This window comes from Corynebacterium sp. HMSC072G08 (assembly GCF_001809185.1).
GTDB classification, from domain to species: Bacteria; Actinomycetota; Actinomycetes; order Mycobacteriales; family Mycobacteriaceae; genus Corynebacterium; species Corynebacterium phoceense.
On sequence record NZ_KV796422.1, the window covers coordinates 18,295 to 44,557 of the forward strand.

A 26,263-nucleotide genomic window follows, 5' to 3' on the forward strand; every position below is an offset into this window, starting at 1 on the left:
CCCCTCCTTGTTTCGGCGCCGCGGTACGCGGCCATCAATTGCACTTTGTGCAGGGTTTTCCCCGCGTCGCTGCTTGTCTCTTGAAAGTCGCTACCGCGGCGGCCTGACCGTCGTGCAGGCCGCTCTCGTCTCGGGCAATTCTGAGAACTGCACTCGCGAATTCACGGGAACGCTGGCCGCATGCACCGGCCGAGTGCAGCGGCGTGCGTCTCGACAGCAGGTGGAGCTGCGAAGTATGAATGAGTCGCCGAAAGATCACTCTGTTTTTCGCGACTCATTCACGTTCCGTCATTCCAGAACAACCATCTCGTCGTGCATACCCCAGTGCCACTGTCGTACGAAGAGCCTGTGCCACCGCTCGCCCAGTCGCGGGGCCTTCGCTGAGAGGATTTGCCCCACCACGTCCTCGAGATGATGCTTCACGCAAGAACCGGAATATCGAAGCGTCGTCCAGCCGCGCAGGACAGCATCACTATTCTTCCAGCGGTCATGGATGAACACGTCACGCTGGATGTGGAACTTGAATCCGTCAAGTTCGATTGCGACCTTCGTTTTCGGGATCACCAGATCCCAGCGGTAAAGCCCGATCAGGTGATTGACTTTTACCTCGACGCCATGTTCCCGCAGTGCACGGGCGACAGTGCGCTCGAGCAGGGACTCAGCCCCGACCGCGGCGCGGTTGATAAGTTCCCGCGTCCGCTTGGGAAGCTCGCGCACGTGCGAGAGATCCTCGTCGAGCAACTTCTGTCCCCTCTTTCCGCCGTAGCGGCTCGCGAGCAGCCGAATGGCCCGGTCGTCATTGGCGATATCGGCCACGGCGAGGGGGTGATACAGGATCTTAAGGTCGCCACGCGTGAGGTACACCAACCGGTTCCGTCGCGACACGGTCCATAGCTGCGAAGACGGTAGCGATGTGCGACTCACCAAGCGCAGCGGAAAGGTGAGCTGTTCACCCAGCAGCACCTGTGCGGCGCTCTCGCCGGTTAGATACGCACCCCTCTCGCAAGCGAGCGCCGCGAGCTGTTCCGGCGTCGGCTCTTCAGGCAAGTAAAGGCCCTGGCCTACTTTGAAAGCCCCCGGAAATTTTCTGTCAACAATCCCCATGCTGATCTCCCCCGTGTGTTGTGAGCATCAGCCTAACCGAAGGCGCCCGAGCGTGCAGCACAAGTATGAATGAGTCGCCGAAAATTCACCCGATTTTCGGCGACTCATTCACGTTTCGACAAGCGAGAGCACCTGCGCTCTACCAAGCCCGCAGAAAATCAATCCGCGCCTGCAGCTGCTCCGCGTTGCACAGTGCGGTGGGCGGGCCGCCGCAGGCCTTTCTGACCTCCGTGTGGATAGCGCCGTGCGGGCGGCCGGAGCTCTGCGCCTTGATGGAGACCAAGGTGTTGAGCTCCTTGCGCAGCTCGGCGATCTCATCGACAACACCGCTGGCTTCGCCAGCGGCATCGGAAGCAGCGGGCTTCCGGTTCTGCGGCGCGCTGGGCAGGCCGAAGATTTCGCGGCGGTGGGCCTCGGCGGCCTCGGCGGCGCGCTTGGCCTTCTCTTCCTGCTCGCGGCGGTCGAGTTCATCGGACTGCTTCTTGCGCAGCAGGTCCTTGACCTGATCGGCGTCGAGGAGGCCGGGGATGCCGATGAAGTCCTGGTCTTCCTGCGTGATATCGCCGGTGGTGAACTGGGAGCCGTTGAAGAGCAGGCCGGAGAACTCAGCCTCCGCACCCAAGGACTCGTAGGTCGGCTCGAGCATGTCCTGCTCGGTCTTCTTCTTGTTGGCTTCGGCCAACAGATCGTCGTCCCAGCCCTCCTTATCCGGGGACTTCTCCGCACCAAGGACGTGGTCACGGGACTTTTCCATGTTCTCCGCCAGGCCCAGGAGCACGGGGACGGAGGGCAGGAAGACACTCGCGGTTTCGCCCGGCATGCGCGAACGCACAAAACGGCCGATGGCCTGCGCGAAGAAGAGCGGCGTGGACGCGGAGGTGGCGTAGACGCCCACGGCCAGGCGCGGGACGTCGACGCCCTCAGAAACCATGCGCACAGCGACCATCCACTCGTCGGTGGACTGGGAGAATTCCTCAATGCGGTCCGAGGACGTCGGATCGTCGGAGAGGATGACGGAGACCGGCGTATTCGACAGCTTCTTCAAGATCTTCGCGTACGCGCGGGCGGTCTGCGTGTCCGTGGCGAGCACGAGGCCGCCGGCGTCCGGCATGTTGCGGCGCATCTGCATAAGCCGCGTGTGTGCCGCATTCAAAACGGTAGGAATCCACTCGCCCTTGGGGTCCAGCGCCGTCTTCCACGCGCGGGCGGTCTGCTCCGGGTTGAGGATGTCGCCCAGGCGGGCGGCATGCTCCTCGCCGGCGGAATCGCGCCAGCGCGACTCGCCAGAGTAAGAAAGGAAGACCACGGGGCGCACGACGCCATCGGCAAGCGCGTCACCGTACCCATAGGTGTGGTCGGACTGGCTAACGAGGTGGCCCTCACCGTCCTGCTCGTAGCGCACGAAGGGGATCTGCGAGTCATCGGAACGGAACGGCGTACCTGTAAGCGCCAGGCGGTGCTCCACGTCGTCGTAGGCCTCGCGCACGCCGTCGCCCCAGCTTTTTGCGTCGCCGGCGTGGTGGATCTCGTCAAGGATCACCAACGTGCGCTTGGACGAGGCCACGGCGCGGTGCTTGAACGGGTGCATGCCTACCTGGGCATAGGTGACCACAATGCCGTCGTACGCCGGGTTGACCGCAGACGAGTTCTTAAAGTTCGGGTCCAGCGACAGGTTCACGCGCGCGGCGGCGTGGGACCACTGCACCTTGAGGTGCTCCGTGGGGACCACAACAATGACGCGGTCGACCGTGCGGTCATCGATAAGCTCCGTGGCAATGCGCAACGCGAACGTCGTCTTACCGGCACCCGGCGTTGCCACGGCCATGAAGTCACGCGGTTTGGTTGCCAAGAATTTGTCCAATGCCGCCTGTTGCCAGGCGCGCAAAGGACCGCGGCGGGCGCTCACTTACGACGCAGCCCCTTATAGATTTTCTCGCAGTCCGGGCACACCGGAGAACCCGGCTTCGCCTGTTTGGTCACCGGGAAGGTCTCGCCGCACAGTGCAACGACGTATTCGCCGCTCACAGCGGAATTCAGGATCTTGTCCTTGCGCACGTAGTGGAAGAACTTCGGGGTGCCATCACCCGTCGACGTCTCTTCACGAACGTCGGGGCGTTCAATCGTCTTCGTCGTCGTAGTACTCACTCGACCTATCATGCCCCACGAGGGTTAAAAAATGCGACTCTAGGGGCTAGGCTGGGTTGTCATGAGCACTCGGGACAATGGCGACGACACCCCAGACGATCCTATGACCGGATCGTCGTCTAGCGATCCCTCCATTATTGAGGGCGTCGCAGAGGAAGCTCCCCGCCGCCGTTTTGCCCGCCGCAGTGCCCTCATTACAGACGCGAAGGTCGGCCCCGGCCAGGATCGCCTCCGCCGCGAGAAGCAATACGCTTTTCTCCAGTTCCTCCGCGTGCCCTCCCTCCTGCTCGGCGCGTTCTTCCTCGTCATGCACTGGTACCTCGCCGCGACCATCGCGCTGGCCGTCTCCGTGCCGCTGCCGTGGATTGCGGTCGTGCTCGGCAACGGCCGCGGCCAGAAGCGCGACGAGCGCGAGCGCATGGTCTACCGCCCCGCCCTCGCCCGCCAGCAGCAACAGCACTACGCCCAGCTTGAGCGTGAACGCACCGCCGAGCTGCCCGCCTCCCGCACCATCGACCACGACGACACTCAGTAAAGGCCCGCTATGACCGACTTCTTCGCGCCGCTCAACCCCAAGTTCCCGCTTGCCGATGCCGCCGCGGACCTCGCCGCCGCCTTCGAATCCGCCGGCTTTACCGACGCCGGTCTCTCCGGCCACCTGGGCCCTGAGGTCACCGAGGCCCTCTATCGCGGCGAGTCCGGCCCCGTTCTGCTCGCCACCTCCGGCGGCACGCAGCTCGACGCGCTCATTCGCGCGTTTATCCTCCACGAGCCGCTAACCCCCGCCGAGCTTGCCGATGCCCTCTCTGCACCGCTGGCCACCCGCCTCATCGACGCCGGGGTCACCGTCCCTGCTGCTACCGCCGGGACGCTCCGTATCGCCCTCGACGTACGCCCGCACGTCATCGCGGGCGCCAACCACTGGGTCTTTTCCGACGTGGACGCCACCTTCGTCGACCACGTCCCCGGCCCCGATCACGTATTAGGCGTCGGTTCGGCCTCGCTCTCCCTCCTCCAGTCGACTCCGCACTCGCCGGTCGAGTCCGTCCTCGACCTCGGCACAGGCTCGGGAGTGCAGCTGCTCGGCCAGCTGGGCAACGCTACGCGGGTTGTCGCCACAGACGTCCATGCGCGCGCCCTCGAGCTCGCCCGTGCCACTGTCGCCGCGGCCGGTGCCACCGAGCGCGTCGATCTCCGCCAGGGCTCCTGGTTCGAGCCTGTCGACGGCGAACGCTTCGACCGGATCGTGGCCAACCCGCCCTTCGTCGTGGGCTTGCCCACCGTGGGCCACGTCTATCGCGACTCCGGCCTCAACCTGGACGGCGCCTCCGAGCTCGTCATCTCCCAGGCCCCAGAGCACCTCAACCCCGGCGGCACCGCCCACCTGCTCGCGGCCTGGGTCCACCAAGGCGACGTCCCCTGGCAGCAGCGCGTCGCGTCCTGGTTGCCCGCCACAGGCGTGGCCGCGTGGATCATCCAGCGCGACGTCGCGGACCCGTCGCTCTACGTCTCGACGTGGCTCAAGGACGAATCCGTGGACCTGCGCTCGGACACCGGCAAGGAGCAGGCGCAGCGCTGGCTTCAGCACTTCCATGCCCACGACGTCACGGGCATCGGCTTCGGCTTCGTTGCTCTGCAGCGCATCGGCGACGACGAACCCTCGGACATTCTGGCGGAGTACATGCCGCAGCCGTTTAACGATCCGCTCGGCCCCGAGGTCGAGGAGTACTTCGCGCGCGTCGCGTGGCTGCGCGGCCTCGTCCCCGGCAAGCTGGAGCGCTCTCACTTCGCGGTGCGCCCGGGCCTCGCCCGCGAGGACGTCGCCCTGCCGGACGAAGCCGGCCAAGGTTTTCACCGCGCCGCACTGCGACTCACCCGTACCGAGGGCCCACGCTGGCAGCACGACGTGGACCAGCACCTCGCCGCCATCGTCGCGGGTCTCAACCCGGAGGGCCTCACACTCGCCGATACCGTCGGCGTCTACGCCGCACTCAACGACTTCGACGAGGACGAGCTCCTCGCCTCTGCCCTGCCTGCCGTCGTGGATCTCGTCCGCCACGGCTTGCTCATACCCACCGACCTGCTCAACGACTAAGGAGTCTTTCTTTCATGCGCGCCGTTCTCACTCGCGTCTCGTCCGCGTCCGTCACCGTCGAAGGCGAGGTGGTCGGCGCTATCGACTGCCCCGAGACCGGCGGGCTGCTCGCACTCGTGGGCGTGGCCCGCGAGGACTGCGACGACGCCAGCACGCTGGCGTCGAAAATTGACAAGATGGCAGACAAGATCTCGGGCCTGCGTATCCTCGACGGCGAGGTTGCCGTCCGCGACGCGGGCGCGCCGGTTCTCCTCGTCTCCCAGTTCACGCTCTACGGCCGCACCGCCAAGGGCCGCCGCCCGTCATGGTCGGACGCCGCGCCTGGCGAAGACGCCGAGCCCGTCATCGAGGCGCTGCGCACCGCGCTCGAGGGCCACGGAGTGCACGTGGAGACAGGCCGCTTCGGTGCCATGATGGAGGTCACCTCCGTCAATCAGGGCCCCTTCACGGTCCTCGTCGAGTGCTAGCCTCGCGGCCCGAGTCTGAATTTCCACTAATTTTTTGTTTTAAATGGATCTCAGGAAACCGCAGGTTACCCCCGGTGAATTACCCCCATTTGTGCGACACTTATCGCAGCAATAATCGGCGGCGGGAACTCATTTCACCTCTCGGCCGTTGAACAATGTGTTACCGGCGAAACCTTATAGGAGGCCACAAACAATGAGCAGCTCTTCCGCAGCCCACACCACCGCAGAAAACGACGGCTTCGCGCCCGACGACGCGGACCGCGGCTCCCGCCGCAATCAGACGAACGATAATCCCTCCGCCGACTTGGTTCGTGTTTATCTCAACGGTATCGGTAAGACGGCGCTGCTCTCGGCCGAAGACGAGGTGGAACTCGCCCAGCGTATTGAGGTTGGTCTCTACGCGGAGCACAAGCTCGCCAACGCCGAGAAGCTCACCCGCGCTGAGAAGCGTGATTTGAAGATCCTCGCCCGCGACGGCAAGAAGGCCCGCTCCCACCTGCTGGAAGCCAACCTCCGTCTCGTCGTCTCGCTCGCGAAGCGTTACACCGGCCGCGGCATGCCGCTCCTCGATCTCATCCAGGAGGGCAACCTCGGCCTTATTCGCGCCATGGAAAAGTTCGACTACTCCAAGGGCTTTAAGTTCTCCACGTACGCCACGTGGTGGATTCGCCAGGCCATTACGCGCGGCATGGCTGACCAGTCGCGCACCATTCGCCTCCCAGTCCACCTCGTCGAGCAGGTCAATAAGCTCTCCCGCATCAAGCGCGAGATGTACCAGTCCCTGGGCCGCGAGGCCACGAACGAGGAGCTGTCGGAGGAATCCGGCATTGACGAGTCGAAGATTGAGATGCTCCTGCGCCAGTCCCGCGACCCGGTCTCGCTTGACATGCCGGTCGGCGCGGACGAGGAAGCACCGCTGGGCGACTTCATTGAGGACGCTGAGGCGACCGACGCCGAGTCCGCCGTCGTCGCCGCGATGCGCCACTCTGATATCCGCTCCGTCATCGGCTCTTTGGAGCAGCGCGAGCAGGATGTCATCCGTCTGCGCTACGGCCTGGACGACGGTGTGCCGCGCACCCTCGACCAGATTGGCCGCAAGTTCGGTCTCTCCCGCGAGCGCGTCCGCCAGATCGAGCGCGAGGTGATGGCTAAGCTGCGCGACGGCAACCGCGCCGCCCGCCTGCGCGAGTACGCCCAGTAAACAAGCCCACACTCATTCCGGGCACCACCGCGCCCCTTTCCACCGCTCTCGGCCAGCCGGCCGGGGGCGGTGTCGTATGTCACCTACAGGTTTCGGCGCTTAGTCGCCCACATCCCATAGTCCGCGACTATCAAAAATCGGCAGTTAAGAGTGTTTTCCTGCGCGCGGGACCGTGCTTTTACGCTAAAGTATGGGAGTAAATCACACCGCGCGGCGGCAGGTCGTGGAAATAAAACGGCGTGCTGGCGCGTTGGCGTGGGCGAGTATTTCTTTATTACAGCAGCTGGGGCCGTCGCGCACGTCGGCTCCAGACAGAAAGGCCATACAGCATGCGCGATCTAGTCGATACCACGGAGATGTATCTTCGTACCATCTATGAGCTGGAAGAAGAGGGTATTACTCCCTTGCGCGCCCGCATTGCTGAGCGCCTCGAGCAGTCCGGCCCGACGGTCTCCCAGACGGTCGCCCGCATGGAGCGCGATGGCCTACTGCACGTGCGCAACGACCGCAGCCTCGACCTCACGGCGCAGGGCCGCTCACTGGCCACGGCCGTTATGCGCAAGCACCGTCTCGCTGAGCTCCTGCTCACCGACGTCCTGGGCCTCGACATCCACCAGGTCCACGACGAGGCCTGCCGCTGGGAGCACGTCATGAGCGAGGACGTCGAGCGTCGCCTCGTCAACATCCTGGACGAACCATTCCGCTCCCCGTTCGGCAATCCCATCCCGGCCCTCGACGAGCTGGGCGTGACCCCGCCGTCGCTCGAGGCGGGCGTGCGCGTCATCGATCTTCCGGACAACGAGGAGACGAAGGGCACCATCGAGCAGATCAACGAGATCCTGCAGGTCGATGCCTCCCAGTTCCGTGAGCTCTACGAGGCTGGCATCGTGGTCGGCGCCGCGGTCACCGTGGTCAATGACAACGGCACCGTGACGATGACGACGGACAACGGCGCCACCGTTGAGCTCGTCGACGACCTCGCTCACGCCATTCGCATTCGCACGTAGCGTGCCGGGCCGGTGCTCGCCTTTCGCACCGGCGTCTTCTCCGCGGCCGCGCTCCCTGTGCCGCTCGTTTCGCCCCTCACTGGGCCACACGAGTTTCGCACCGGGACCGCGGCCGCGTTCGCGTCTACAGTGGGAGATTGTTGTATACAGACCAACACTCCTGACTCGACTCGCCTGCCCGCAGCATGTACCGCGGGCATTGCCCCAACCGCCTAATGGAAAGGTCCTATTCATGAAGCTGCTTGTCACCGGCGGTGCCGGTTACGTGGGAAGCGTGTGCGCCGCCGTCCTCGTCGAGGCCGGCCACGACGTCACCATCATTGACAACTTCACCACGGGCAACCGCGAGGCCGTCCCGGCCGCCGCCCGCCTCGTCGAGGGCGACGTGCGTGATAAGGCCGCCGAGGTCCTCGGCGAAGGCGGCTTCGAGGGCGTCGTCCACTTCGCGGCACGCTCGCTTGTCGGCGAGTCCATGGAGGTGCCGGACGAGTACTGGCAGCACAACCTCGTCACCACGCTGGCGCTGCTCGACGCGATGCGCGCCAACGACGTGAAGAACCTCGTCTTCTCGTCCACCGCGGCGACCTACGGCGAGCCCGAGGTCGTGCCGATCACCGAGGACTTGCCTACCAAACCCACGAACACGTACGGCGCGACGAAGCTCTCCATCGACTACGCCATCACGTCCTACGCGAACGCCTACGGCCTGGGCGCGACCTCGCTGCGCTACTTCAACGTTGCGGGCGCTTACGGCGAGATTGGCGAGAACCGCGAAATCGAGACCCATCTCATCCCGCTCGTGCTCCAGGTGGCGCTGGGCCACCGCGACAAGATCTTTATCTTCGGCGATGACTACCCCACCCCGGATGGCACGGCCGTGCGCGACTACATCCACATCCGCGACCTCGCGGACGCACACGTCCTCGCGCTCGAGACGAATACGCCGGGCACGCACCGCATCTACAACCTGGGCTCGGGCGACGGCTACTCCGTCAAGCAGGTCATCGAGGCCTGCCGCGCCGTGACAGGCCACCCCATCCCGGCCGAGCTTGCCCCGCGCCGCGCTGGCGACCCGGCGACGCTCATCGCGTCTTCCGCCAAGATCAAGGAAGAGCTGGGCTGGAACCCGACGCGTACAGAGCTCACCACCATCGTGACCGACGCTTGGAACTTCACGAAGAACCTGGGCGAGCGCGCGCACTCCGCCAAGCGCGTCCGCTAAGCGTCTTCCACACACGAGTCCCGACGCCGATTACGGTGCCGGGATTTCGTCGTTTCGGGCATGGACACACGTCCGCTAGGCACACAAGGCGCGCTCGCCGTCCTCGTCGAGGCCGAGGCTCGCACGCGCCTTGGCGGATCCGCGCCGGAAGTTCGCCACCATCTTGTCCTGCAGCCCGGCGCGATACCCACGCATAAGCAGGCCCGCGAGGGTGTGCTCCGGGTCTTCCTCGAGGGCGACGGACAACACGGTGCCGGCGACCATCGGCAAGCCGAGCGCGACCTGCGCCATGGCATAGAGCGCCAACGCGTTGGTGCGCGCGGGTCCGTGCACCGTCTGCGCCACGGCGAGCAGCACTCGCGCCGCGCCCTTGGGTTGGTCGCACAGAGCGCTCACGATGAGATCGCGCAACGCGGTGTCGTACAGGATGGTCGCCATGCGGGTGAGCAGGACGGCATCGGCACGCACGGGGTCGTCCTCCGGCGGCTCACCCGTCATATTCGACAGCTCGCTAAAGACCCGCGTCGCCAGCGGCACGATGTCGCGGTCCTCGAAGCGCAGGCGGACGTCCTCGGCCAGGGTGCTGGCCGCCCCGCCGGCTGCCATGGGCACAGGCCGGGCGGGACGGCCTTGGGCGAGCAAGGGGGCATCGGAAGCAGCGGCTCTCACCATGGCTGCGATATCGCGCGGGCCGAAGTGAGGATTGGCCTCGTCGAAGCAGGCGAAGGCCTCGTCACGGGAAATCTCTGGCAGGCGGCCAGCCTCGCGCCAGCGCTCCATGGTGGGCGACGCGGCGATGGAGTCAATGGTGCCCTGTTGCCATTCCGCGGTGTGCGTGAGCGGAATCTCCGCCGGGGCAAAGCACATCTCATAGGGCTGGCCGACGGAAATCTCTGGGGTAAACCAGCAGGCGTCGACGGTGCGGTCAGTGTCGTCGAGGTCAGCAGAGAAGTCGAAGAGGAGATCGGTGAGGTCATGAATGGCGGGGTCGGGGCGGTGGGAAACGATGAAGGCGAAGACGACGTCCGCCCCCGCGGCGACGACGGCGAAGGCCTCAGGCAGTTGGCGCGAGGCCAGCGCGATGTCGAAACGGGCGACGGGCCCTAAGACGAGGCGATTGTCCTCTGAGCTAAAGCCCATGAGGATGATGGAGTCGCTGGGATAAAATCCGAGCGCCCCAGGGATAGAAGCGAGCAGGTAACCAGGTGTAACAGCATCATGTGAAGTAGTCATGCTTTCACTGTGGCGGGTTACTTTACATGGTGTCGAGACCGGCGCGTTCGTGCCTGTGGAAAACGTGGGTGCATTGCCCAATAGAGTGTGCAGTCCCCCGGGGATTATCCACAGATGCACACATTGGTATTGACTCCACAGGAATAGATGGGGCACAACCGGCACGCTTGGCAGGTTTTTCGCGCTAAAATAGTTGGCCACCTACCCCATTGCCGCACCCCTGAAATTTGATTGCGTGCAAGGGAATAACAACGGTGAGGTTCGCTGTTGTGGAGGGTATAGACGCTAGGAGGACACCATGGCGAACGAAGATCGCATGTATGAGCTGGAGTACCCAGCACCGGCGGTGAACGACACCGCGGCCGGCGAGACGGACGGCCCCACCCTTATCGTCGCCCTGCACGGCTACGCGGACGCGGGCCAGGCGGTCGAGCACAGTGCCGACCACCTCAAGGCGGCGCTCGATAACAGACTTATCGCATCCTTTAACGCGGACGAGCTCATCGATTACCGCTCGCGCCGCCCTGCGGTGACGCTCGATAATGACGCACCGATAGAGATTGAGAATCTCGATCTCGATATGCGCGTGCTGCGCGATAACGCGGACAAGGCTTTCCTGCTGCTGTCTGGCCCCGAGCCGGACCTGCGCTGGCAGGCTTTTACCAAGGCCGTCACTGACCTGGTTGATAAGTTCGACGTCAAGCAGACGGTCGCGCTGTATGGCGCGCCCATGCCGGTGCCGCATACGCGCCCCATGGTGATTACGGCCCACGGCAACTCACCGGAGCTCGTGAACCGCATGTTCCGCCTCGACTCCACGATGATGGTCCCGGGTGCGGCGCAGATGTACATCGAACGCGCCCTGGCGAAGGCCGGCCGGAACGTGGCGGGCTACACGGCGCACGTGCCGCACTACCTGGCCAACTCCCCGTACCCGCAGGCGACGCTCGAGCTTCTCGAGTCCGTCGCCTCCGTGACGGGCCTCAAGCTGCCACTGCGCGCCCTGGAGGCCGACGCCGCGCGACTCAACCACCAGATTGAGGAGCAGGTCAACGACTCCGAGGAGATCGCACAGGTCGTGGGCCAGCTGGAGAACCAGTACGACGCCTATATGGAGCGCTACCGCGAGGAGCACCCGCAGGCCATCATGCCGGGCGAGCAGGGCGCGCCTACCGGCGAAGAGCTCTCGGAGGAATTCGAGCGCTTCCTCGACGCCCTGGGCCACGAGAATTCCTGGCGCGACCAGATCCTCACCGCAGACATCAACGACCGCGAGGATAACTTCGGTCGGGACTCTTCGGGCCCGCAAGAGCTGGGTGGTCCTTCTGCCGGAGACTCGGATGCTTCCGATGACTCCGACGATTCGGGCGAAGCCAAGTAACTCGCGTCGGCCTGCCTTGTAGACTGGTGAGTCGTGAATACCGCGACGTTGTCTGACAAGCTGGCCGACCTTGAGGATGTCCCCTCCTCCCTCTTCGACGAGGCGGTGTGGGACACCTTCATCGCGTGGACGAAAGACCGCGGGATTAGCCTCTACCCCGCCCAGGAGGAAGCCTCGTTGGGCATCCTCGCCGGCGACAATGTCATCCTTGCGACACCCACCGGCTCCGGCAAGTCCATGGTCGCCAACGCCGCGCACTTTATTGCGCTCGCCCGCGGCCAGCGCAGCTTCTACACCGCACCCATTAAGGCGCTGGTCTCCGAGAAGTTCTTCGCGCTGTGCGAGATCTTCGGCCCCGATAACGTGGGCATGATGACGGGCGACGCCACCGTCAACGGCAACGCGCCGATTATCGCGGCCACCGCGGAGATCGTCGCCAATATCGCGCTGCGCGACGGCGCGGAGGCCTCTATCGACCAAGTCGTCATGGATGAGTTCCACTACTACTCTGAGCCCGACCGCGGCTGGGCCTGGCAAGTACCGCTCCTGGAACTGCCCAAGGCGCAGTTCCTCCTCATGTCCGCCACACTCGGCGACACGTCGTGGCTCGAGGAGGACCTCACCCAGCGCACCGGCCGCGACACCACGCTCGTTGCCGGGACCACCCGTCCCGTGCCGCTCGACTTCTCTTATGTCTTTACGGGCGTGCAGGACACCATCGAAGAACTCCTCTCCACGGGCAAGGCACCCATCTACGTCGTGCACTTCTCCCAGCGCGAGGCCTCCGAGCGCGCCCAAGCGCTCACCTCCATCGGCACAATCCTCACGCCCGAGGAAAAGGACGCAGTCGCGAAGGAAATCGGTGGTTTCCGCTTTACCACGACCTTCGGCCGGGACCTGTCCAAGCTGCTACGCAAGGGCATTGGCGTCCACCACGCCGGCATGCTGCCCAAGTACCGCCGCCTGGTCGAGCGCCTCGCCCAGCGCGGCTTGCTCAAGATCATCTGTGGCACGGACACCCTGGGCGTGGGTATTAACGTGCCCATCCGCACCGTGCTTATGACGGGCCTGGCCAAGTACGACGGCACCCGCCAGCGCATCTTGAAGTCCCGCGAGTTCCACCAGATCGCCGGCCGCGCCGGACGAGCCGGCTACGACACCGAAGGCACCGTCGTTGTCGAGGCCCCCGAGCACGAAATCGAAAACGCCAAGGCCCGCCGCAAGGCCGGGGACGACCCGGCGCGCCTGAAGAAGCTCAAGAAGAAGTCCGCCCGCGACGGCGAGGTCACCTGGTCAGAGAAGACCTACCTGCGACTCATCGATGCCGAGCCTGAGCAGCTCACCAGCCAGTTCAAGGTCTCCAACTCCATGCTGCTCAATGTCCTTGCCCGCCACGGCGACGGCTACGAGCACATGCGCCACCTCCTGCGTACCAACCACGACACCCGCTCCAAGCAGAACCAGGATATCCTCACGGCGCTGGATCTCTTCCGCGGGCTCGTGCGCACCGGCGTCGTCCAGAAGTCCACCAAGGGCCTCGACATCTACGGTCGCCCCTACCACGTGGTGCGCGAACTCCCCCGCGATTTTGCGCTCAACCAGCCTCTGTCGCCTTTCGCGCTCGCCGCACTGAGCCTGCTCGACCCAGAGTCGGACACCTACACGCTCGACATTATCTCCGTCTTCGAAGCCATCCTCGACGACCCCCGCCAGGTTCTCATCGCCCAGCAGAAGCAGCGCCGCGGCGAGGAGATCGCCCAGCTCAAGGCCGATGGCGTGGACTACACCGAGCGCATGACCATCGTCGAAGACATCACGTGGCCCAAGCCCCTGGAGGAACTCCTCGAGCAGGCCTATGACACGTTTGCTGAGACCAATGCCTGGGTCAAGGAATTCCAGATCGCGCCCAAATCCGTCGTGCGCGACATGCTGGAGAACGCCATGACCTTCTCCGACCTGGTGGCCACCTACGGCCTCGCCCGCAGCGAGGGCGTCATCCTGCGTTACCTCACCGACGCCTGGCGTACCCTCCGCCAATCCGTCCCCGACGAGTACTACACGGACGAGCTTGCCGATGTCGTCGAATGGCTCGGCGAGCTCATCCGCCAGGTCGACTCTTCTCTCGTGGACGAATGGGCTCAGATGGCCGGCGAGGACAACCCCATCTCCCAGGAGGACTTGGACCGCGAGCTCGCCTTCGGCGTCGAGGACCCCACGGCCCTTACCGCCAACCGCCGCGCGTTTACCATCATGGTGCGCAACTACTTCTTCCGCCTCGTCCAGCTCTTCGCCCTGGAGAAGGAAGACCGCCTGGCCGAGCTCCTCGACTATCTTGACGAGGTCCCCGACTTCGGCGCTGTGCTCGACGATTACTTCGACGAGTACGACGACATTGAGACCGGCCCCTCCGCCCGCGGCCCCGAGTTCTTCCGCGTGAACGACCAAGAGACCCGCGCCTGGACCGTCCGCCAAATCATTTGCGATCCCAAGGGCGAGCACGCCTTCCAGTTCGTGGGCACCGTCGACCTCGATGCTTCCGATGCCGCCGGTGAGGTGCGCCTGTCCTCCTTGCGCGTCGAGTACTAGACGTCGAGTCCCAGACGCCCCTCGGCTCCGGCTTGCCTAACGCTGTTCTAACGCTGCGCGAGCGAGGAGAGAACCTCCGGGAACTGCTCCGGGTACTGCGTCAAGATAGACGACAAGATGATGGCGTTGACCGAGGACGTAGTGACCGGAACCAGGCCACCGCCATTCGCGGACAGAGCGAAGTTCGTGGCGTCGCGAATGGCATTCACCGGGAGATCCGGGCTGATGTACATTCCTTCCCAACCCTGGCCAACGAACTCGAGCTTCTTGCCGTGCTGATAACACGGGCCAATGACCCACCGCGTGTGGACGCACACGAGGCCATCGTTGCCCTGCGGCGAGACAATCCGGTTGCCGCCCACGTTCTGGTTCCAGAACGCCGGGTCGCTCGGCGTAAGAAACTTCTCGGTGTCCCACGAGCGCTGAGAGTTGGTCGGCGACCGGTACGGCAGGACGACCTCACCGCTCGTCACTGCGTCGAGCTCCTGCTGGAACTCGCGGTCCAACTGCTCATCCGCGCTCGCCACAGTGGGGCTGACCGCAGCCATTCCTGCAGCGAGGACGGCAGCCACCGCCGCGCGGATCGTGAGGCGGGAGCTGGACTGGAAACGAGACGACATAAAGAGTCCTTTCATCATGCTGGTGTGAGTGTTACCGCTGGGGCTTATATTACTCTTCGGCGCCCCGCGCTACCGTCCCGGCGCCTGGCCCACCGCTTAGCGCTGCGACGACGCTCGAGCCCGTACTCATGGGCATCGTGCTCTCCACGCTCTTCGCATTCCTTATCGTCTCGCCGATTTCCACCGTCGGCATCGCCACCGCCATCTTCATGGAGGGCGTGGCCTCCGGTACGGCGGACCTCGGTGCCGTCGCCACCGGCTTCACGCTGCTCATCATCGGTTGGAAGGCCAATGGCTTTGCGACATCCATCCTCCACGTCCTCGGCTCCCCCAAGGTCCAGATGGCGAATGTCTTTTCGCGCCCCATTACCCTGCTGCCGATTTTAAGCTCTGCGGCCATCCTCGGCGGCATCGACGGCGCCGTGGGCGTTTCCGGCACGCCTATCTCGGCCGGCTTCGGTATTTCCGGCCTCATCGGCCCGCTCGCCGCCCTCAATTACGAAGGTTGGGGCTGGAGCGCTGGCAACGTCATCATCGTCGCCCTCGTCTTTGTCGCCGCCCCCATCGCTCTCGGCTTCCTCTTTACTTTCGTCTACAGCACGCTCCTTGGCAGGGTGAAGCCGGAGCACTACAAGCTGGACTTCGAGTAGAGCTCCGGCACCACGCCGCTGCGAGGAACGCCGTTACCTCAGACGGTGCGCGTCGGCGGCGGCTTCGGCACGCAGCCACTCCCCATAGGCCAGGGCATCTCGATAGGCCTCCCAACGCTCACCACATTCGCGGAAAAGCGGGCACAACGCGCGACGCTCCTGGAGTTCCTCGCCGCGGAAAGCACGGCAAAGCCGTACCCCTAAAATGTCGCGGGGCTCTCGGTTTCCTCAGCCGTGGCGTCGTGCGGGCTGGCAACGGCGGAGCCGTCAGAAGAAAAGGCGGCGATCCCAAAGGCCGCGGCAGCGACCAAACCGCTAAATGCGAGGCGCGACGACGTGCTCATAGACCTTCCTTAACTAAAAGTGGGCAGGATGCGAAGACCTAGTCAATGCAGTTCTCACAACTGCTCTTAATTTAGCGCACAACGCACGCCCGTTCTAGCTCAATCGGAAATGATCTCACCTGTGGATTGTCCCCAAGGATCACAAAAAGGCCCTGCGCTCGTGTGAACGCAAGGCCCAGTGCAAGAGAACTGGAAGCTCCACCGGTTCTAGGAGTGCATGCTCTTAGCGAGCAGCCTCAATCTGAACAGCCTGTGCAACAGCCTGAACGGTGGCAGCCACGCGGATGCCCTCCCAGACCTGCTCCTTGGTCAGGCCCTCCTCCTGGAGGGTCTTGGTGTGAGCAACGAGGCAGTGCTCACAGCCGTTGATGGCGGAGACAACAGTGTTCCACAGCTCGAAGTTGGCCTTCTCAACGCCCGGCTTGGAAATGATGTTCATGCGCAGGCCGAACTTGACCTGAGCGAAGTCATCGCCCAGCCAGCCCTTAGCGCGGTACGCAACGTTATTCATTGCCATGACGGTAGCGGCGCCGAGGGCAGCCTCAATAGCCTCAGCGGACAGGTGCTCCTTGGCCTCTTCCATGATCTCGGAGAGGACGGTGTCGTTGCGGGTGGCAGCGGCCGCGGCGAGGATGGAGCCCCACAGCTGCTCCTCGTCGAGCTCGGTGGAACGAGTGAGGGTGCCCAGGTTCAGCTTCTGGTCCTTGGCGTACTCCGGCAGGGAAGACTTCAGGTTGTCGATAGACATATTCTTTGCTCCTTACAGCGTTTTATAGGTGTTTTTCAATCGATGGTCAAAAGCAAGCCCCGCAGCGTGTGCGAGGCTTGAAAGCTCATGGCCTAATGCCTGAGATGGGCGCAGCCCTAGAGCGAGGACTGGACGACGTCGAGCTTGTTGATGTTCTTGGTCGGGTCGTTAGCTTCCCAGTTGCAGGCGCACACTTCCTCAGACTGCAGAGCGTCGAGGACACGGAGAACCTCGTCAGTGTTACGGCCGACAGCGTCCGGGGTCACGGAGACGAACTGGATGATGCCATCCGGATCGATGATGAAGGTAGCGCGGTCTGCAACGCCGTCAGCGTTTTCGACACCGAGGGCGCGGATGAGGTCGTGGCGGACGTCAGCGAACATCGGGAACGGGATGGACTTAAGCTCCGGGTGGGTTGCACGCCAATTGAAGTGAGCGAACTCGTTGTCGGTGGAACCGCCCAGAACCTGGGTGTCGCGATCCTCAAACTCCTCGTTCAGCTTGCCAAATGCAGCGATCTCAGTCGGGCAGACGAAGGTGAAGTCCTTCGGGTAGAAGAAGACAACCTTCCACTTGCCCTGGTACTTGTCGAGCGAAACCTGCTCGAAGTAATCCTCCGGCTGCTGCGCGTTCACGTCGTGCAGGTCGCCGCCCTTCAGAGCGGTGAGGTCGAACTCCGGGAACTTCTCGCCAACGGTCAAGATAGGCATAGTGTGTGTTACTCCTTAGGGTGCAAACAACTTGAATGGTTTCACTACTGGCCGTTTCCGCAGGCCCCGCTCACAATGACCGGGACTGTGTGGCCAACATGCTCCATTATGCCTATCAAATCGCAGGCTGTCAATAGCTAAACTTATTAAGAAGTGTTAGAGTTATAGGCATGCACAATAAAGAGTATCGTCCCACGCTTGCTCAGCTGCGCACTTTCGTGACGATCGCCGAGAATAAGCACTTCGGCACCGCCGCTACCAAGCTGCAGATTTCCCAGCCTTCCCTCTCCCAGGCGCTCGTCGCGCTCGAGCAAGGCCTTGGCGTCCAACTTATCGAGCGCTCCACCCGCAAAGTGATTGTTACTACAGCGGGGGAGTCTCTCCTCCCTTATGCCAAGGCCACGCTCGAAGCTGCCGATGCCTTCTTAGCCCACGCCCGCGGCGCCAACGGGACCCTCACAGGCCCACTTACCATTGGCATTATTCCTACGATCGCGCCGTATATCCTGCCGGACCTCCTCACTTCCATCGCCGAGCGGTTCCCGGAGCTCGAACCGCGCTTCGTCGAAGAGCAGACGGATAACCTCGTCCAGCGCCTGCGCGACGGCCAGCTCGATGTCGCCATCATGGCGCTGCCTGCGGAGTCGCATGGTCTTGTCGAGGTGCCGCTCTACCACGAGAATTTCCGGGTCGTCACCAATGTCTCGCACCCACTCGCCGGCCGCACCGACCTTGAGCTCAAGCAGCTCGATGACCTCGATCTGCTCCTCCTCGATGACGGGCACTGCCTGCGCGATCAGATTCTCGACCTCTGCCGCACCGCGCACATTAATCCGGCAGAAGCGACGAACGCCGTGACCCGCGCCTCCTCGCTCACGACCATCATGCAGCTCGTCATGGGCAACCTGGGCAGCACGCTCGTCCCCGAGTCCGCGCTCGCCACCGAATGCGGCAACCCGGAGCTCGCCGTGGGCCGTTTCGCCCCCGACGTCGTCGCCGAGCGCACCATCGGCCTCGTCTTCCGTTCCTCGGCCGCGCGCTCCCAGGAATTCGAGGAGCTGGGCGCGCTCGTCACCGCCGCATTCCACAACGCCGTCGAGCGTTCGGCACCGCTCTCCCCTGCCTAAAGCGCCGAACTGCCCCCGCGTTCCATAGCAAAGCGCGCCGCCCACAGACCGGGCGGCGCGCTTCGCTGTATACGTGAAGGTGGCTATGCCTTGCGGCCTGCTGCGGGAATCTCGCCGCCCACGACCTGGCGGTAGTAGTGTGCAGTACCCAGCGTATACGCCGGTAGCAGCACGCACGCGCCTAGGCCCAAGGTCACGATGAGGCCAAACATCATGATGAGACCCATGAGCAGGGTGAAGCCCAGCAGCGGGAAGAAGTGACGCAGGCCGGCACGGAAGCCCTGCACGATGGCGTCCTTGACGCTGGCGCCGTCCGCCGCGTGCCACTGCATCAGCAGTAACAGCGGGGTCATGATCACGGTGACCACGAGAACGACGAGCAGCATGAGCAACAACGAGCCCAACGCCGCAAAGAGCTCGTCATTGCTCACATTCGGCTTGTCCATCAGGTCGATCATGCCGAACAACGGCGACGCGATAAGCGCGAAGGTCACGATGCCCGGGATGATGGAGGCGACAAGCCCCGCACCCAGTGTCGGCCAGAACTTCACGTCGCGGCCAACGAAGCCCCACTCCGTCGTGGGGTCATCGATCTGCCACAGCGCCAACCGGAGGATGAACGGCATGACGATAAGCGACAGAATGCCGGAAACGACATCGACAAATGTATTCGAGCCCTCATCGCCGCCGAGCGCAGCGCCCAGCGCACCGAATGCCGCGGCAGCCAGGAAGTAGACGAGGCCGCCGACGATCCACAGCTTGGCGTTGCCGAACGTCGCCTTGAAGCCCCACCCGATGGCATCCGTGACGGACGTCTCGGGCCCGGCCTTCACGGTCGCCGCGCCGCCGTAACCGAAGAGCGCCTCGTTCGCGCTGTAGCCCTGGTAGCCCGGTCCCGGCTGGCCGCCCGGAATTGCTCCGCTGCCCTGCCCCGGGTAGCCCGGGTAGTTCGGAATTCCACCCGCGGGCTGCTGACCAAAGCCCGGCGCGTCCTCCGGGTGATTCGTGGGGCCATACTCACCGTAGCCATAGTTTCCGCCGTTTCCGTAGACACCACCGTTCTCACCAGTGCCGTCAGAGTTGTAGTCACCGCCGCCGAACGGATTGCGTGGATCCTGTGGGTTCGTCACGTCACTGCTCCTCACACGTTGTTGCTACGGGGACTCTCCCCGCGCTGCTGAACGGTTCTAGAGTAGCGAAGAACCGCCACTGATGTGCTCACAATCCACAGCGCGGGAGGCTGCGGGGCGCCGGGCACGGCGGCATCGGAAAGCTACGCGCAGCGGCGGGTAGACTGGTGCGCAACTATGTCTGAAAACACCACAGCCCCTTCGCGCGAGGAACTCTTCGCCGCGCTTGAAAAGGTATCCCTCGCCGAGGCACGCAGTTTCAAGCGCCGGCTCCACAAGGCACGCTCCGAGGGTGCCCGCACCGCCATCGGCCGCGATATCGAGGCGGCCCAGGAGCGCGTCGCGCTTATCGATGCCTCCGTTCCGGAGATAACCTACCCCGACGCGCTGCCCGTCTCGGCGCGCAAGGATGACATCGCGGAGGCCATCCGCGACAACCAAGTCGTCATTATCGCTGGCGAAACCGGTTCCGGTAAGACCACGCAGATCCCCAAGATCTGCTTGGAACTCGGCCGCGGACGCCGCGGACTCATCGGCCACACGCAGCCCCGTCGTCTGGCCGCACGCACCGTCGCCGAGCGCATCGCGCAGGAACTGGATCAGAAGATCGGCGAGACCGTTGGCTACGCCATCCGCTTCGACGACCGCGTGTCGGCAACGACCGCGGTCAAGCTCATGACGGACGGTATTTTGCTCGCGGAGATGCAGCGCGACCGCTTCCTCAACGCCTATGACACGATCATTATTGACGAGGCGCACGAACGATCGCTCAATATCGATTTCCTGCTGGGCTACTTGAAGCGTCTGTTGCCCAAGCGTCCGGACCTCAAGGTCATCATTACGTCGGCGACGATTGACCCGGAGCGCTTTGCGTCCCATTTCGCGTCCCAGGATGGGACGCCGGCGCCCATTATTGAGGTCTCTGGGCGCACCTTCCCCGTCGAGATTCGCTACCGTCCCCTCGAGTTTGAGGCCGGCGGCAAGATTGTGGACCAAGATCCTCTTGACGGACTATGCGAGGCCATCGAGGAGCTCATGGCCGAGGGCGAGGGCGATATCCTTTGCTTCTTCCCCGGCGAGCGCGACATCCGTGACGCGATGGAGGCCCTCGAAGGCCGCACATGGCGCGGAGTGGAGGTCACGCCCCTGTTCGGACGCCTGTCCAACGAGGAACAGCACCGCGTGTTCTCCTCGCACCGCGGACGGCGGATTGTGCTGTCCACCAATATCGCGGAGACCTCCCTGACCGTCCCCGGCATCCGCTACGTCGTGGACACCGGCACCGCGCGCATCTCTCGCTACTCCACGCGCACCAAGGTCCAGCGCTTGCCCATCGAGCCCATCTCGCAGGCCAGCGCCAACCAGCGCTCCGGTCGCTGTGGCCGTGTCGCCGACGGCATCGCCATCCGCCTCTACTCCGAGGACGATTTCAACTCGCGCCCCGAGTTCACCGATCCGGAAATCCTGCGTACCAACCTGGCCAGCGTCATCCTGCAGATGATCTCGCTGCGACTGGGCGATATCTCCGAGTTTCCCTTCGTCCAGCCGCCGGACCAGAAGGCCATCCGCGACGGCCTACTCCTCCTTCACGAGCTCTCCGCTCTCAAGGACGAGGAGAAAGACGGCCTGCCCGTCCTCACCCCAGTCGGCCGCGACCTTGCGCGCATCCCTGTCGATCCGCGCATGGCCCGCATGCTCGTCGAAGCCCGCACCACCGGCTGCCTCGAGGACGTCATCGTCATCGTCGCCGCCATGACCATCCAGGACGTGCGCGAGCGCCCCACCGAATTCAAGGCCCAGGCCGACCAAGCCCACGCCCGCTTCAAGGACACAAAGTCCGATTTCCTGGCGATGCTCAAGCTGTGGGACTACATCGTGGAAACCCGCGACGAACAGTCCGGCAACGCCTTCCGCAAGCGCATGAAGAAGGAATACCTCCACTACATGCGCATCCGCGAGTGGTTCGACTTGGTGCGCCAGCTGCGTGACGTAGCGAAGCAGCTGGGCTGGCAGTTTAATGAGTCCTCCTCCAGGGATGATGACCGTATCCACATGTCCCTGCTGTCCGGCCTGCTGTCTAACATCGGCGCGCGCGACGGCAGCTCCAAGGAATTCCAGGGTGCGCGCAACACACGCTTCCTCGTCTTCCCCGGCTCCGCACTCGCGAAGAAGCCGCCAGAGTTCCTCATGGCCTCCGAACTCGTGGAGACCTCCCGCCTCTGGGCCCGCGACGTCGCAGCCATCGATCCCGCCTGGGTGGAAAAACTCGGCGCAGATCTGCTCAAGCGCCATTATTCGGAGCCCACGTGGTCGCGCAAACGCGCTGCCGCGATGGCGCATGAGAAAGCGACGCTCTACGGCGTTCCCATCTTCAACGACCGCCTCGTGCCCTACCACCGCGTCGATCCGGTGGCCGCGCGCGACATGTTCATCCGCGAGGCCCTCATCGCTGGCGACTGGAACACGCACCACACCTTCTTTAAGAAGAACGCGCAGGCCTTGGAAGACGCCGCCGAATACGAGGAGAAGGCACGCCGCCGCGGACTTGTGGTCGACGAGGACCGGCTCTTCGACTTCTACGACTCGCGCCTGCCCGCAAAGATTACGACCGGCCGCCATTTCGACTCCTGGTGGAAGAAGGAGCGCCAGAAGCACCCCGACCTCCTCGACTTCGATCCAGCGAAGCTTGTGGAAGACGACGCCGGCGTCACGGAGGAAGCATTCCCTGACCGCTGGCTCAAGGGGTCTATCGACTACGACCTCACGTACAAGTTTGAACCGGGCGATCCTCTCGATGGCGTCACCCTCATGGTGCCCATCCCGCTGCTCGCGGGTCTTGACACCGAGGGCTTCGATTGGCTGGTCCCGGGTCTGCGCTTGGAGCTACTCACCGAGCTCATCCGCACTCTGCCCAAGGCCCTGCGCCGTACCGTCGTTCCTGCGCCCGAGTTCGCCGAGCGCGCGCTCGACCGCGTCATCCCTTACGAAGGCACCGTCACGCAGCAGCTTGCCGATGTCCTCCGCGAGCTCGGCGGCTCCGGCATTCAGACCGAGGACTTCCGCCCGTCCGCCCTGCCCGCTCACCTCAAGATGAACTACGCGGCCATCGACAAGCGCGGCAAAATTGTGGATTCGGACCGTGACTTGGCCGCTCTCGTCGAGCGCCAAGCCGGTTCCATCAAGTCCTCCGTCTCCCGCGTAGGCCGCAAGTCCGAGTCCAAGGCCGTGAAGGAATGGACTGCCGAGACCCTCGGCACCGTGGAGGAGACCGTCTCCACCGTCGTCGACGGCCACGAGGTCCAAGCCTATCCAGCGCTCGTCGCCACCAAGGATGGCGTGGAGCTCAAGGTGCACCCGACCAAGGCTGCTGCCGATGCCGCCATGCTCACCACCACGCTCACCCTGCTGATGCGCGATATCCACGTGCAGGCTGGGCCCATGGTCAAGGGTCTGCCCTTGCAACAGCGGGTTGCCGTGGACTCGTATCCGCACGGCGGCGCCCAGGGGCTCGTCGACGACGCCCGCGTCGCCGCAATTCGCGACCTCATGATGTCCGCCGGCGGTCCCGTGCGCTCACCCGGGGAATTTGAGAAGCTGCGCGCCAAGGTCAAGCCCGATGTCCCCGGTGCCGTGCGCCGTACCGTCGTAGCACTCGCGCCCGGTCTCGTGGAATACGCTAACGTCGTCACAGAGCTCGCCAAGTGGGAAGGCCCCGCCATCGACGATATGCGCCGCCAGCTCGAGTTCCTGCTGCCGCGTAACGCCGTCACGGTCCACGGGCTTGTTCATCTGCAGCACCTGCCGCGCTACGTTGCCGCCATGCGTATTCGCTTGGAGGAAATGGGCATGGACCCTGACAAAGATGCCGACCGCCAGGCAGAGATCGACGAGGCCCACGCCTACCTGAAGAACCGACTGCGCAACCTCCCCGCTGGCCGCAAGAAGACCCGCGAGGTCAAGGAGATCCACTGGATGATCGAGGAACTGCGCGTCTCCCTCTTCGCTCAGCGCCTCGGCACCGCCCGCCCCATCTCGCTACGTCGCGTGCAAAAAGCCGTGGACAAGCTGCGCTAAACAGAGCCCCACGGCAACGCGTCGGGTCGGGGCGATCTCATGAATAAGGTCGCCCCGGCCCTTTGTGCTCTATGTATCCGGGCACAGTGCGCGCGGCCCGGCTCTTCTAGCTGTCTGCGCGGTCGCGACGCTTCATGAGGCGAATCTCGGACTCGAAGTCGTCTGCACTTTCGAAGGACTTATACACCGACGCGAAACGCAGATAGGCCACCTCATCGAGATGTCGCAACGGCTCGAGAATCGCCAAACCGATGTCGTTGGCGTTGACCTGGGAGCTGCCGTGGCTGCGCACGGTTTCCTCGACTTCTTGGGCAAGGCGCTTCAACGCGTCATCCGGCACGTGGCGTCCCTGGCATGCGCGGCGCACCCCGCGGATGAGTTTGTCGCGGCTAAACGGCTCCGTAATGCCGTTACGCTTGACCACGAGCAGCACGGCCTTCTCCACGGTCGTGAAGCGACCCGTGCAGTTCGTGCATTCGCGGCGCCGGCGAATGGCTGTGCCCGCGTCCACGACGCGTGAGTCGATGACGCGCGACTGTTCATTGTGGCAAAACGGGCAATACACTGGGACTCCTCTCCACGGTGCCGCAGCGACCACGGCCACTTGTGCGGCCATGGGTGCGGTACGGATTCGATGTCCCAGTGTAGCGCCCTGCCCTCGCGGGCCCTATTTACTTATGTCTCGCTTGCGAACGTCCCCGGCATGCCGCGCCGTGACGTCCCCAAGCGAAGCTTTCCCTACCGCCCGCGTGACCAAGCGACCTAGCGGGCACCGTTGACAGCGGCCACTTCTGCCTGCGGCGCCATATCCGCACCAGTCATGGTCTCTTCCGCGGCGCCGCCGCCGAAGACGATGGTGAAGAAGAGCGCTGCTCCAAACACGGCACCGAGCACTGCGCCGCCGCGCAACGATTCCCTCTCCTCCGTGTTCGAAACATCAACACGAGCATTGCGAGGACGCACGGATGCTGGTCCATGACCGCTCCGGCGTTCGATATCTAGCGTTCGAACGCTCCCACAGTAGGCGCCGGTTCGACGTGAAATGCGATGCCCCGCCGGGACATCCCACACGGCCGCCGGCGGCACGACTGCGGCGGAGTGATTGTCAACCAAAGACGAGGTACGAGCTGCGAAGCGACTAGTGTTCAATGCGATAGCCATGAGAGAGTCCTTTCGTCGTGTGCGGCCATCATACGAAGCGGTAAGAACATGTTCGAAAGTTGGTCGCTGCTATGTTCGAATTAGTTGCTATGTTCGATTTATAGCAAGGTTTCGAAAATTTGTCCACAAATCGTACAAATTTCTCGAACATCCGTGCTTAGCGTGCTACAAATAGAGGGGAAGCCATTTCATGGCAGTCGCACGTCTCTGGCACGACTCGGAGGTAGCATCACGGCGGATCATATTCCTCGCCCAGCCATCTCCCGGTTCGTGCAAATACGCCCAGTCCGTATCCGCACATTCGTCCCGTCCACCGACCACACGACTTTTCGCCCCACCCAAAGGAGCCTTGACCCCATGCCCCGCAAGTCAGCAAAAAATACCGGCAAGCCTGACGTTTCCGCGCTGAGCGAGCGCCAGCGTCGCATTCTCGAAGTCATCAGCGACGCAGTCCTGCTGCGCGGTTATCCGCCAAGCATTCGCGAGATTGGTGACGCTACCGGACTGCAGTCCACCTCGTCCGTGGCCTACCAGCTCAAGCAGCTGGAGGAAAAGGGGTTCTTGCGCCGTGACCCTAACAAGCCGCGCGCGGTGGACGTTCGCCACCTCCACGATCAGAAGAAGAAGCCGGGCCCTGCACCGAAGTCTGCGGACGCACAGCCGGTTCCGCCGGAGGCCTCGGGAGTGAGCTACGTGCCGGTCGTCGGCCGCATTGCCGCAGGCGCCCCCATCACAGCAGAGGAAAACGTGGACACTTACTTCCCCATGCCGGACGAGATTGTCGGCTCCGGGGATCTGTACATGCTCCAGGTCGTCGGCGAGTCCATGAAGGATGCGGGCATCCTCGACGGCGACTGGGTCATCGTTCACTCGCAGTCCACCGCCGAGGAAGGCGACTTTGTCGCAGCATTGTTGGGTGGCGATGAAGCAACGGTCAAGGAATTTCACCGTGACTCCACCGGCGTGTGGCTATTGCCGCACAATGATGACTTCGACCCCATCGACGGCACTCATGCCACCATTATGGGCAAGGTCGTGTCCGTTTTCCGCAAGATTTAATCGGATAACCTTTTACGAGTCAAGGGTGGGATTACCCACCCTTTTCTGGTATTTTTTACCCCTTAATTGGGGCGATACCTGCATGGACACTCATCACAGATTGAAGTCCGCACACAGCCGAAATCCCATGTAGAACAATTTTTAGGGGCGATGTGGCGCACACCTCAATGTGAGATTAGATCCGAACGCCTTTGTTTTA

The 26,263-nt window shown here is 63.7% G+C and carries 22 protein-coding genes and 1 pseudogene; 12 read left to right on the forward strand and 11 right to left on the reverse strand.

Annotated elements, in window-relative coordinates:
* Positions 1-288: 288 nt before the first annotated feature.
* The 3 genes from HMPREF2559_RS05735 to HMPREF2559_RS05745 all read right to left on the reverse strand — a co-directional run bounded on the left by HMPREF2559_RS05735 (position 289) and on the right by HMPREF2559_RS05745 (position 3,261).
* The gene (locus HMPREF2559_RS05735; protein WP_070539858.1) at positions 289-1,104 is read right to left on the reverse strand and encodes an endonuclease domain-containing protein; all 816 of its coding nucleotides are present in this window, start codon (positions 1,102-1,104) and stop codon (positions 289-291) included.
* A 139-nt stretch (positions 1,105-1,243) separates the two neighbouring features.
* Complete coding sequence (locus tag HMPREF2559_RS05740) at positions 1,244-3,010, reverse strand: DEAD/DEAH box helicase (protein WP_066486451.1); 1,767 nt, start codon at positions 3,008-3,010, stop codon at positions 1,244-1,246.
* A complete protein-coding gene (locus HMPREF2559_RS05745; RefSeq protein WP_066486456.1) occupies positions 3,007-3,261 on the reverse strand; it encodes a DUF3039 domain-containing protein in 255 nt (84 codons plus the stop codon). Before HMPREF2559_RS05745 ends, HMPREF2559_RS05740 begins: the two co-directional genes overlap by 4 nt.
* 49 nt (positions 3,262-3,310) lie before the next feature.
* Here HMPREF2559_RS05745 and HMPREF2559_RS05750 point away from each other — a divergent pair, with 49 nt between their 5' ends.
* From HMPREF2559_RS05750 to galE, 6 genes are all read left to right on the forward strand, one after another.
* The gene (locus HMPREF2559_RS05750; protein WP_230384119.1) at positions 3,311-3,784 is read left to right on the forward strand and encodes a DUF3099 domain-containing protein; all 474 of its coding nucleotides are present in this window, start codon (positions 3,311-3,313) and stop codon (positions 3,782-3,784) included.
* Between the two features lie 9 nt (positions 3,785-3,793).
* Positions 3,794-5,344: a DUF7782 domain-containing protein gene (locus HMPREF2559_RS05755; protein ID WP_066486458.1), complete on the forward strand. Its 1,551-nt coding sequence runs from the start codon at positions 3,794-3,796 to the stop codon at positions 5,342-5,344.
* Between the two features lie 14 nt (positions 5,345-5,358).
* The gene (gene dtd / locus HMPREF2559_RS05760; protein WP_066486460.1) at positions 5,359-5,811 is read left to right on the forward strand and encodes a D-aminoacyl-tRNA deacylase; all 453 of its coding nucleotides are present in this window, start codon (positions 5,359-5,361) and stop codon (positions 5,809-5,811) included.
* 193 nt (positions 5,812-6,004) lie between these two features.
* Complete coding sequence (locus HMPREF2559_RS05765; protein ID WP_066486463.1) at positions 6,005-7,012, forward strand: sigma-70 family RNA polymerase sigma factor; 1,008 nt, start codon at positions 6,005-6,007, stop codon at positions 7,010-7,012.
* Between the two features lie 329 nt (positions 7,013-7,341).
* A complete protein-coding gene (locus HMPREF2559_RS05770; RefSeq protein WP_066486468.1) occupies positions 7,342-8,019 on the forward strand; it encodes an iron-dependent transcriptional repressor DtxR in 678 nt (225 codons plus the stop codon).
* 232 nt (positions 8,020-8,251) lie between these two features.
* Positions 8,252-9,241, forward strand: coding sequence for a UDP-glucose 4-epimerase GalE (galE, locus tag HMPREF2559_RS05775; RefSeq protein ID WP_066486471.1), 990 nt, complete (start codon positions 8,252-8,254; stop codon positions 9,239-9,241).
* Between the two features lie 75 nt (positions 9,242-9,316).
* On the opposite strand, the gene HMPREF2559_RS05780 is transcribed toward galE, so the two are convergent.
* Entirely contained in the window at positions 9,317-10,474 is a 1,158-nt protein-coding gene (locus HMPREF2559_RS05780) for a DUF4192 domain-containing protein (RefSeq protein ID WP_082723188.1), read from the reverse strand.
* A gap of 298 nt (positions 10,475-10,772) precedes the next feature.
* Here HMPREF2559_RS05780 and HMPREF2559_RS05785 point away from each other — a divergent pair, with 298 nt between their 5' ends.
* Positions 10,773-11,855 carry a PAC2 family protein gene (locus HMPREF2559_RS05785; protein WP_066486475.1) on the forward strand — a complete coding sequence of 361 codons (1,083 nt, stop codon included), beginning with the start codon at positions 10,773-10,775 and terminating at the stop codon, positions 11,853-11,855.
* Positions 11,856-11,888: 33 nt separating this feature from the next.
* Positions 11,889-14,441: a DEAD/DEAH box helicase gene (locus HMPREF2559_RS05790; protein WP_066486477.1), complete on the forward strand. Its 2,553-nt coding sequence runs from the start codon at positions 11,889-11,891 to the stop codon at positions 14,439-14,441.
* A 47-nt stretch (positions 14,442-14,488) separates the two neighbouring features.
* Here HMPREF2559_RS05790 and HMPREF2559_RS05795 read toward each other — a convergent pair whose 3' ends face one another.
* Positions 14,489-15,061: a hypothetical protein gene (locus HMPREF2559_RS05795; protein WP_066486479.1), complete on the reverse strand. Its 573-nt coding sequence runs from the start codon at positions 15,059-15,061 to the stop codon at positions 14,489-14,491.
* Between the two features lie 86 nt (positions 15,062-15,147).
* Here HMPREF2559_RS05795 and HMPREF2559_RS05800 point away from each other — a divergent pair.
* Positions 15,148-15,711 (forward strand): annotated as a pseudogene (locus HMPREF2559_RS05800) (PTS sugar transporter subunit IIC); the annotation flags it as partial.
* A 200-nt stretch (positions 15,712-15,911) separates the two neighbouring features.
* Here the strand turns inward: HMPREF2559_RS05800 and HMPREF2559_RS12975 are convergent.
* The 3 genes from HMPREF2559_RS12975 to HMPREF2559_RS05810 form a co-directional block, all read right to left on the reverse strand.
* A complete protein-coding gene (locus HMPREF2559_RS12975) occupies positions 15,912-16,055 on the reverse strand; it encodes a hypothetical protein (RefSeq protein ID WP_168162237.1) in 144 nt (47 codons plus the stop codon).
* Positions 16,056-16,278: 223 nt separating this feature from the next.
* The gene (locus tag HMPREF2559_RS05805) at positions 16,279-16,803 is read right to left on the reverse strand and encodes an alkylhydroperoxidase, AhpD family (protein WP_066486484.1); all 525 of its coding nucleotides are present in this window, start codon (positions 16,801-16,803) and stop codon (positions 16,279-16,281) included.
* A gap of 116 nt (positions 16,804-16,919) precedes the next feature.
* Positions 16,920-17,513 (reverse strand): peroxiredoxin, encoded by a 594-nt coding sequence (locus tag HMPREF2559_RS05810; protein ID WP_066486487.1) that lies wholly within the window; start codon positions 17,511-17,513, stop codon positions 16,920-16,922.
* A gap of 170 nt (positions 17,514-17,683) precedes the next feature.
* Here HMPREF2559_RS05810 and HMPREF2559_RS05815 point away from each other — a divergent pair, with 170 nt between their 5' ends.
* Positions 17,684-18,640 (forward strand): hydrogen peroxide-inducible genes activator, encoded by a 957-nt coding sequence (locus tag HMPREF2559_RS05815; RefSeq protein ID WP_066486490.1) that lies wholly within the window; start codon positions 17,684-17,686, stop codon positions 18,638-18,640.
* An 83-nt stretch (positions 18,641-18,723) separates the two neighbouring features.
* Here HMPREF2559_RS05815 and HMPREF2559_RS05820 read toward each other — a convergent pair whose 3' ends face one another.
* Positions 18,724-19,770, reverse strand: a complete 1,047-nt coding sequence (locus HMPREF2559_RS05820) for a hypothetical protein (RefSeq protein WP_066486493.1) — start codon at positions 19,768-19,770, stop codon at positions 18,724-18,726.
* 177 nt (positions 19,771-19,947) lie between these two features.
* Between HMPREF2559_RS05820 and hrpA the strand changes: the two genes are divergently transcribed.
* Entirely contained in the window at positions 19,948-23,844 is a 3,897-nt protein-coding gene (gene hrpA, locus HMPREF2559_RS05825) for an ATP-dependent RNA helicase HrpA (RefSeq protein WP_070539861.1), read from the forward strand.
* A gap of 106 nt (positions 23,845-23,950) precedes the next feature.
* On the opposite strand, the gene nrdR is transcribed toward hrpA, so the two are convergent.
* Both nrdR and HMPREF2559_RS12730 read right to left on the reverse strand, forming a co-directional pair.
* Positions 23,951-24,409, reverse strand: a complete 459-nt coding sequence (nrdR, locus tag HMPREF2559_RS05830) for a transcriptional regulator NrdR (RefSeq protein ID WP_066486500.1) — start codon at positions 24,407-24,409, stop codon at positions 23,951-23,953.
* Between the two features lie 197 nt (positions 24,410-24,606).
* On the reverse strand, positions 24,607-24,807 hold the full coding sequence (locus tag HMPREF2559_RS12730; RefSeq protein ID WP_141629113.1) for a hypothetical protein: 201 nt from the start codon (positions 24,805-24,807) through the stop codon (positions 24,607-24,609).
* 555 nt (positions 24,808-25,362) lie between these two features.
* Between HMPREF2559_RS12730 and lexA the strand changes: the two genes are divergently transcribed.
* The gene (gene lexA / locus HMPREF2559_RS05835; protein ID WP_066486503.1) at positions 25,363-26,064 is read left to right on the forward strand and encodes a transcriptional repressor LexA; all 702 of its coding nucleotides are present in this window, start codon (positions 25,363-25,365) and stop codon (positions 26,062-26,064) included.
* Positions 26,065-26,263: the final 199 nt, after the last annotated feature.

Coding starts and splice junctions, on each gene's coding strand:
- HMPREF2559_RS05735 (WP_070539858.1), bottom strand. CDS start 1,104: ATGGGGATTGTTGACAGAAAATTTCCGGGGGCTTTCAAAGTAGGCCAG.
- HMPREF2559_RS05745 (WP_066486456.1), bottom strand. CDS start 3,261: ATGATAGGTCGAGTGAGTACTACGACGACGAAGACGATTGAACGCCCC.
- HMPREF2559_RS05750 (WP_230384119.1), top strand. CDS start 3,311: ATGAGCACTCGGGACAATGGCGACGACACCCCAGACGATCCTATGACC.
- HMPREF2559_RS05755 (WP_066486458.1), top strand. CDS start 3,794: ATGACCGACTTCTTCGCGCCGCTCAACCCCAAGTTCCCGCTTGCCGAT.
- dtd (WP_066486460.1), top strand. CDS start 5,359: ATGCGCGCCGTTCTCACTCGCGTCTCGTCCGCGTCCGTCACCGTCGAA.
- HMPREF2559_RS05765 (WP_066486463.1), top strand. CDS start 6,005: ATGAGCAGCTCTTCCGCAGCCCACACCACCGCAGAAAACGACGGCTTC.
- HMPREF2559_RS05770 (WP_066486468.1), top strand. CDS start 7,342: ATGCGCGATCTAGTCGATACCACGGAGATGTATCTTCGTACCATCTAT.
- galE (WP_066486471.1), top strand. CDS start 8,252: ATGAAGCTGCTTGTCACCGGCGGTGCCGGTTACGTGGGAAGCGTGTGC.
- HMPREF2559_RS05780 (WP_082723188.1), bottom strand. CDS start 10,474: ATGACTACTTCACATGATGCTGTTACACCTGGTTACCTGCTCGCTTCT.
- HMPREF2559_RS05785 (WP_066486475.1), top strand. CDS start 10,773: ATGGCGAACGAAGATCGCATGTATGAGCTGGAGTACCCAGCACCGGCG.
- HMPREF2559_RS05795 (WP_066486479.1), bottom strand. CDS start 15,061: ATGTCGTCTCGTTTCCAGTCCAGCTCCCGCCTCACGATCCGCGCGGCG.
- HMPREF2559_RS12975 (WP_168162237.1), bottom strand. CDS start 16,055: ATGAGCACGTCGTCGCGCCTCGCATTTAGCGGTTTGGTCGCTGCCGCG.
- HMPREF2559_RS05805 (WP_066486484.1), bottom strand. CDS start 16,803: ATGTCTATCGACAACCTGAAGTCTTCCCTGCCGGAGTACGCCAAGGAC.
- HMPREF2559_RS05810 (WP_066486487.1), bottom strand. CDS start 17,513: ATGCCTATCTTGACCGTTGGCGAGAAGTTCCCGGAGTTCGACCTCACC.
- HMPREF2559_RS05815 (WP_066486490.1), top strand. CDS start 17,684: ATGCACAATAAAGAGTATCGTCCCACGCTTGCTCAGCTGCGCACTTTC.
- hrpA (WP_070539861.1), top strand. CDS start 19,948: ATGTCTGAAAACACCACAGCCCCTTCGCGCGAGGAACTCTTCGCCGCG.
- lexA (WP_066486503.1), top strand. CDS start 25,363: ATGCCCCGCAAGTCAGCAAAAAATACCGGCAAGCCTGACGTTTCCGCG.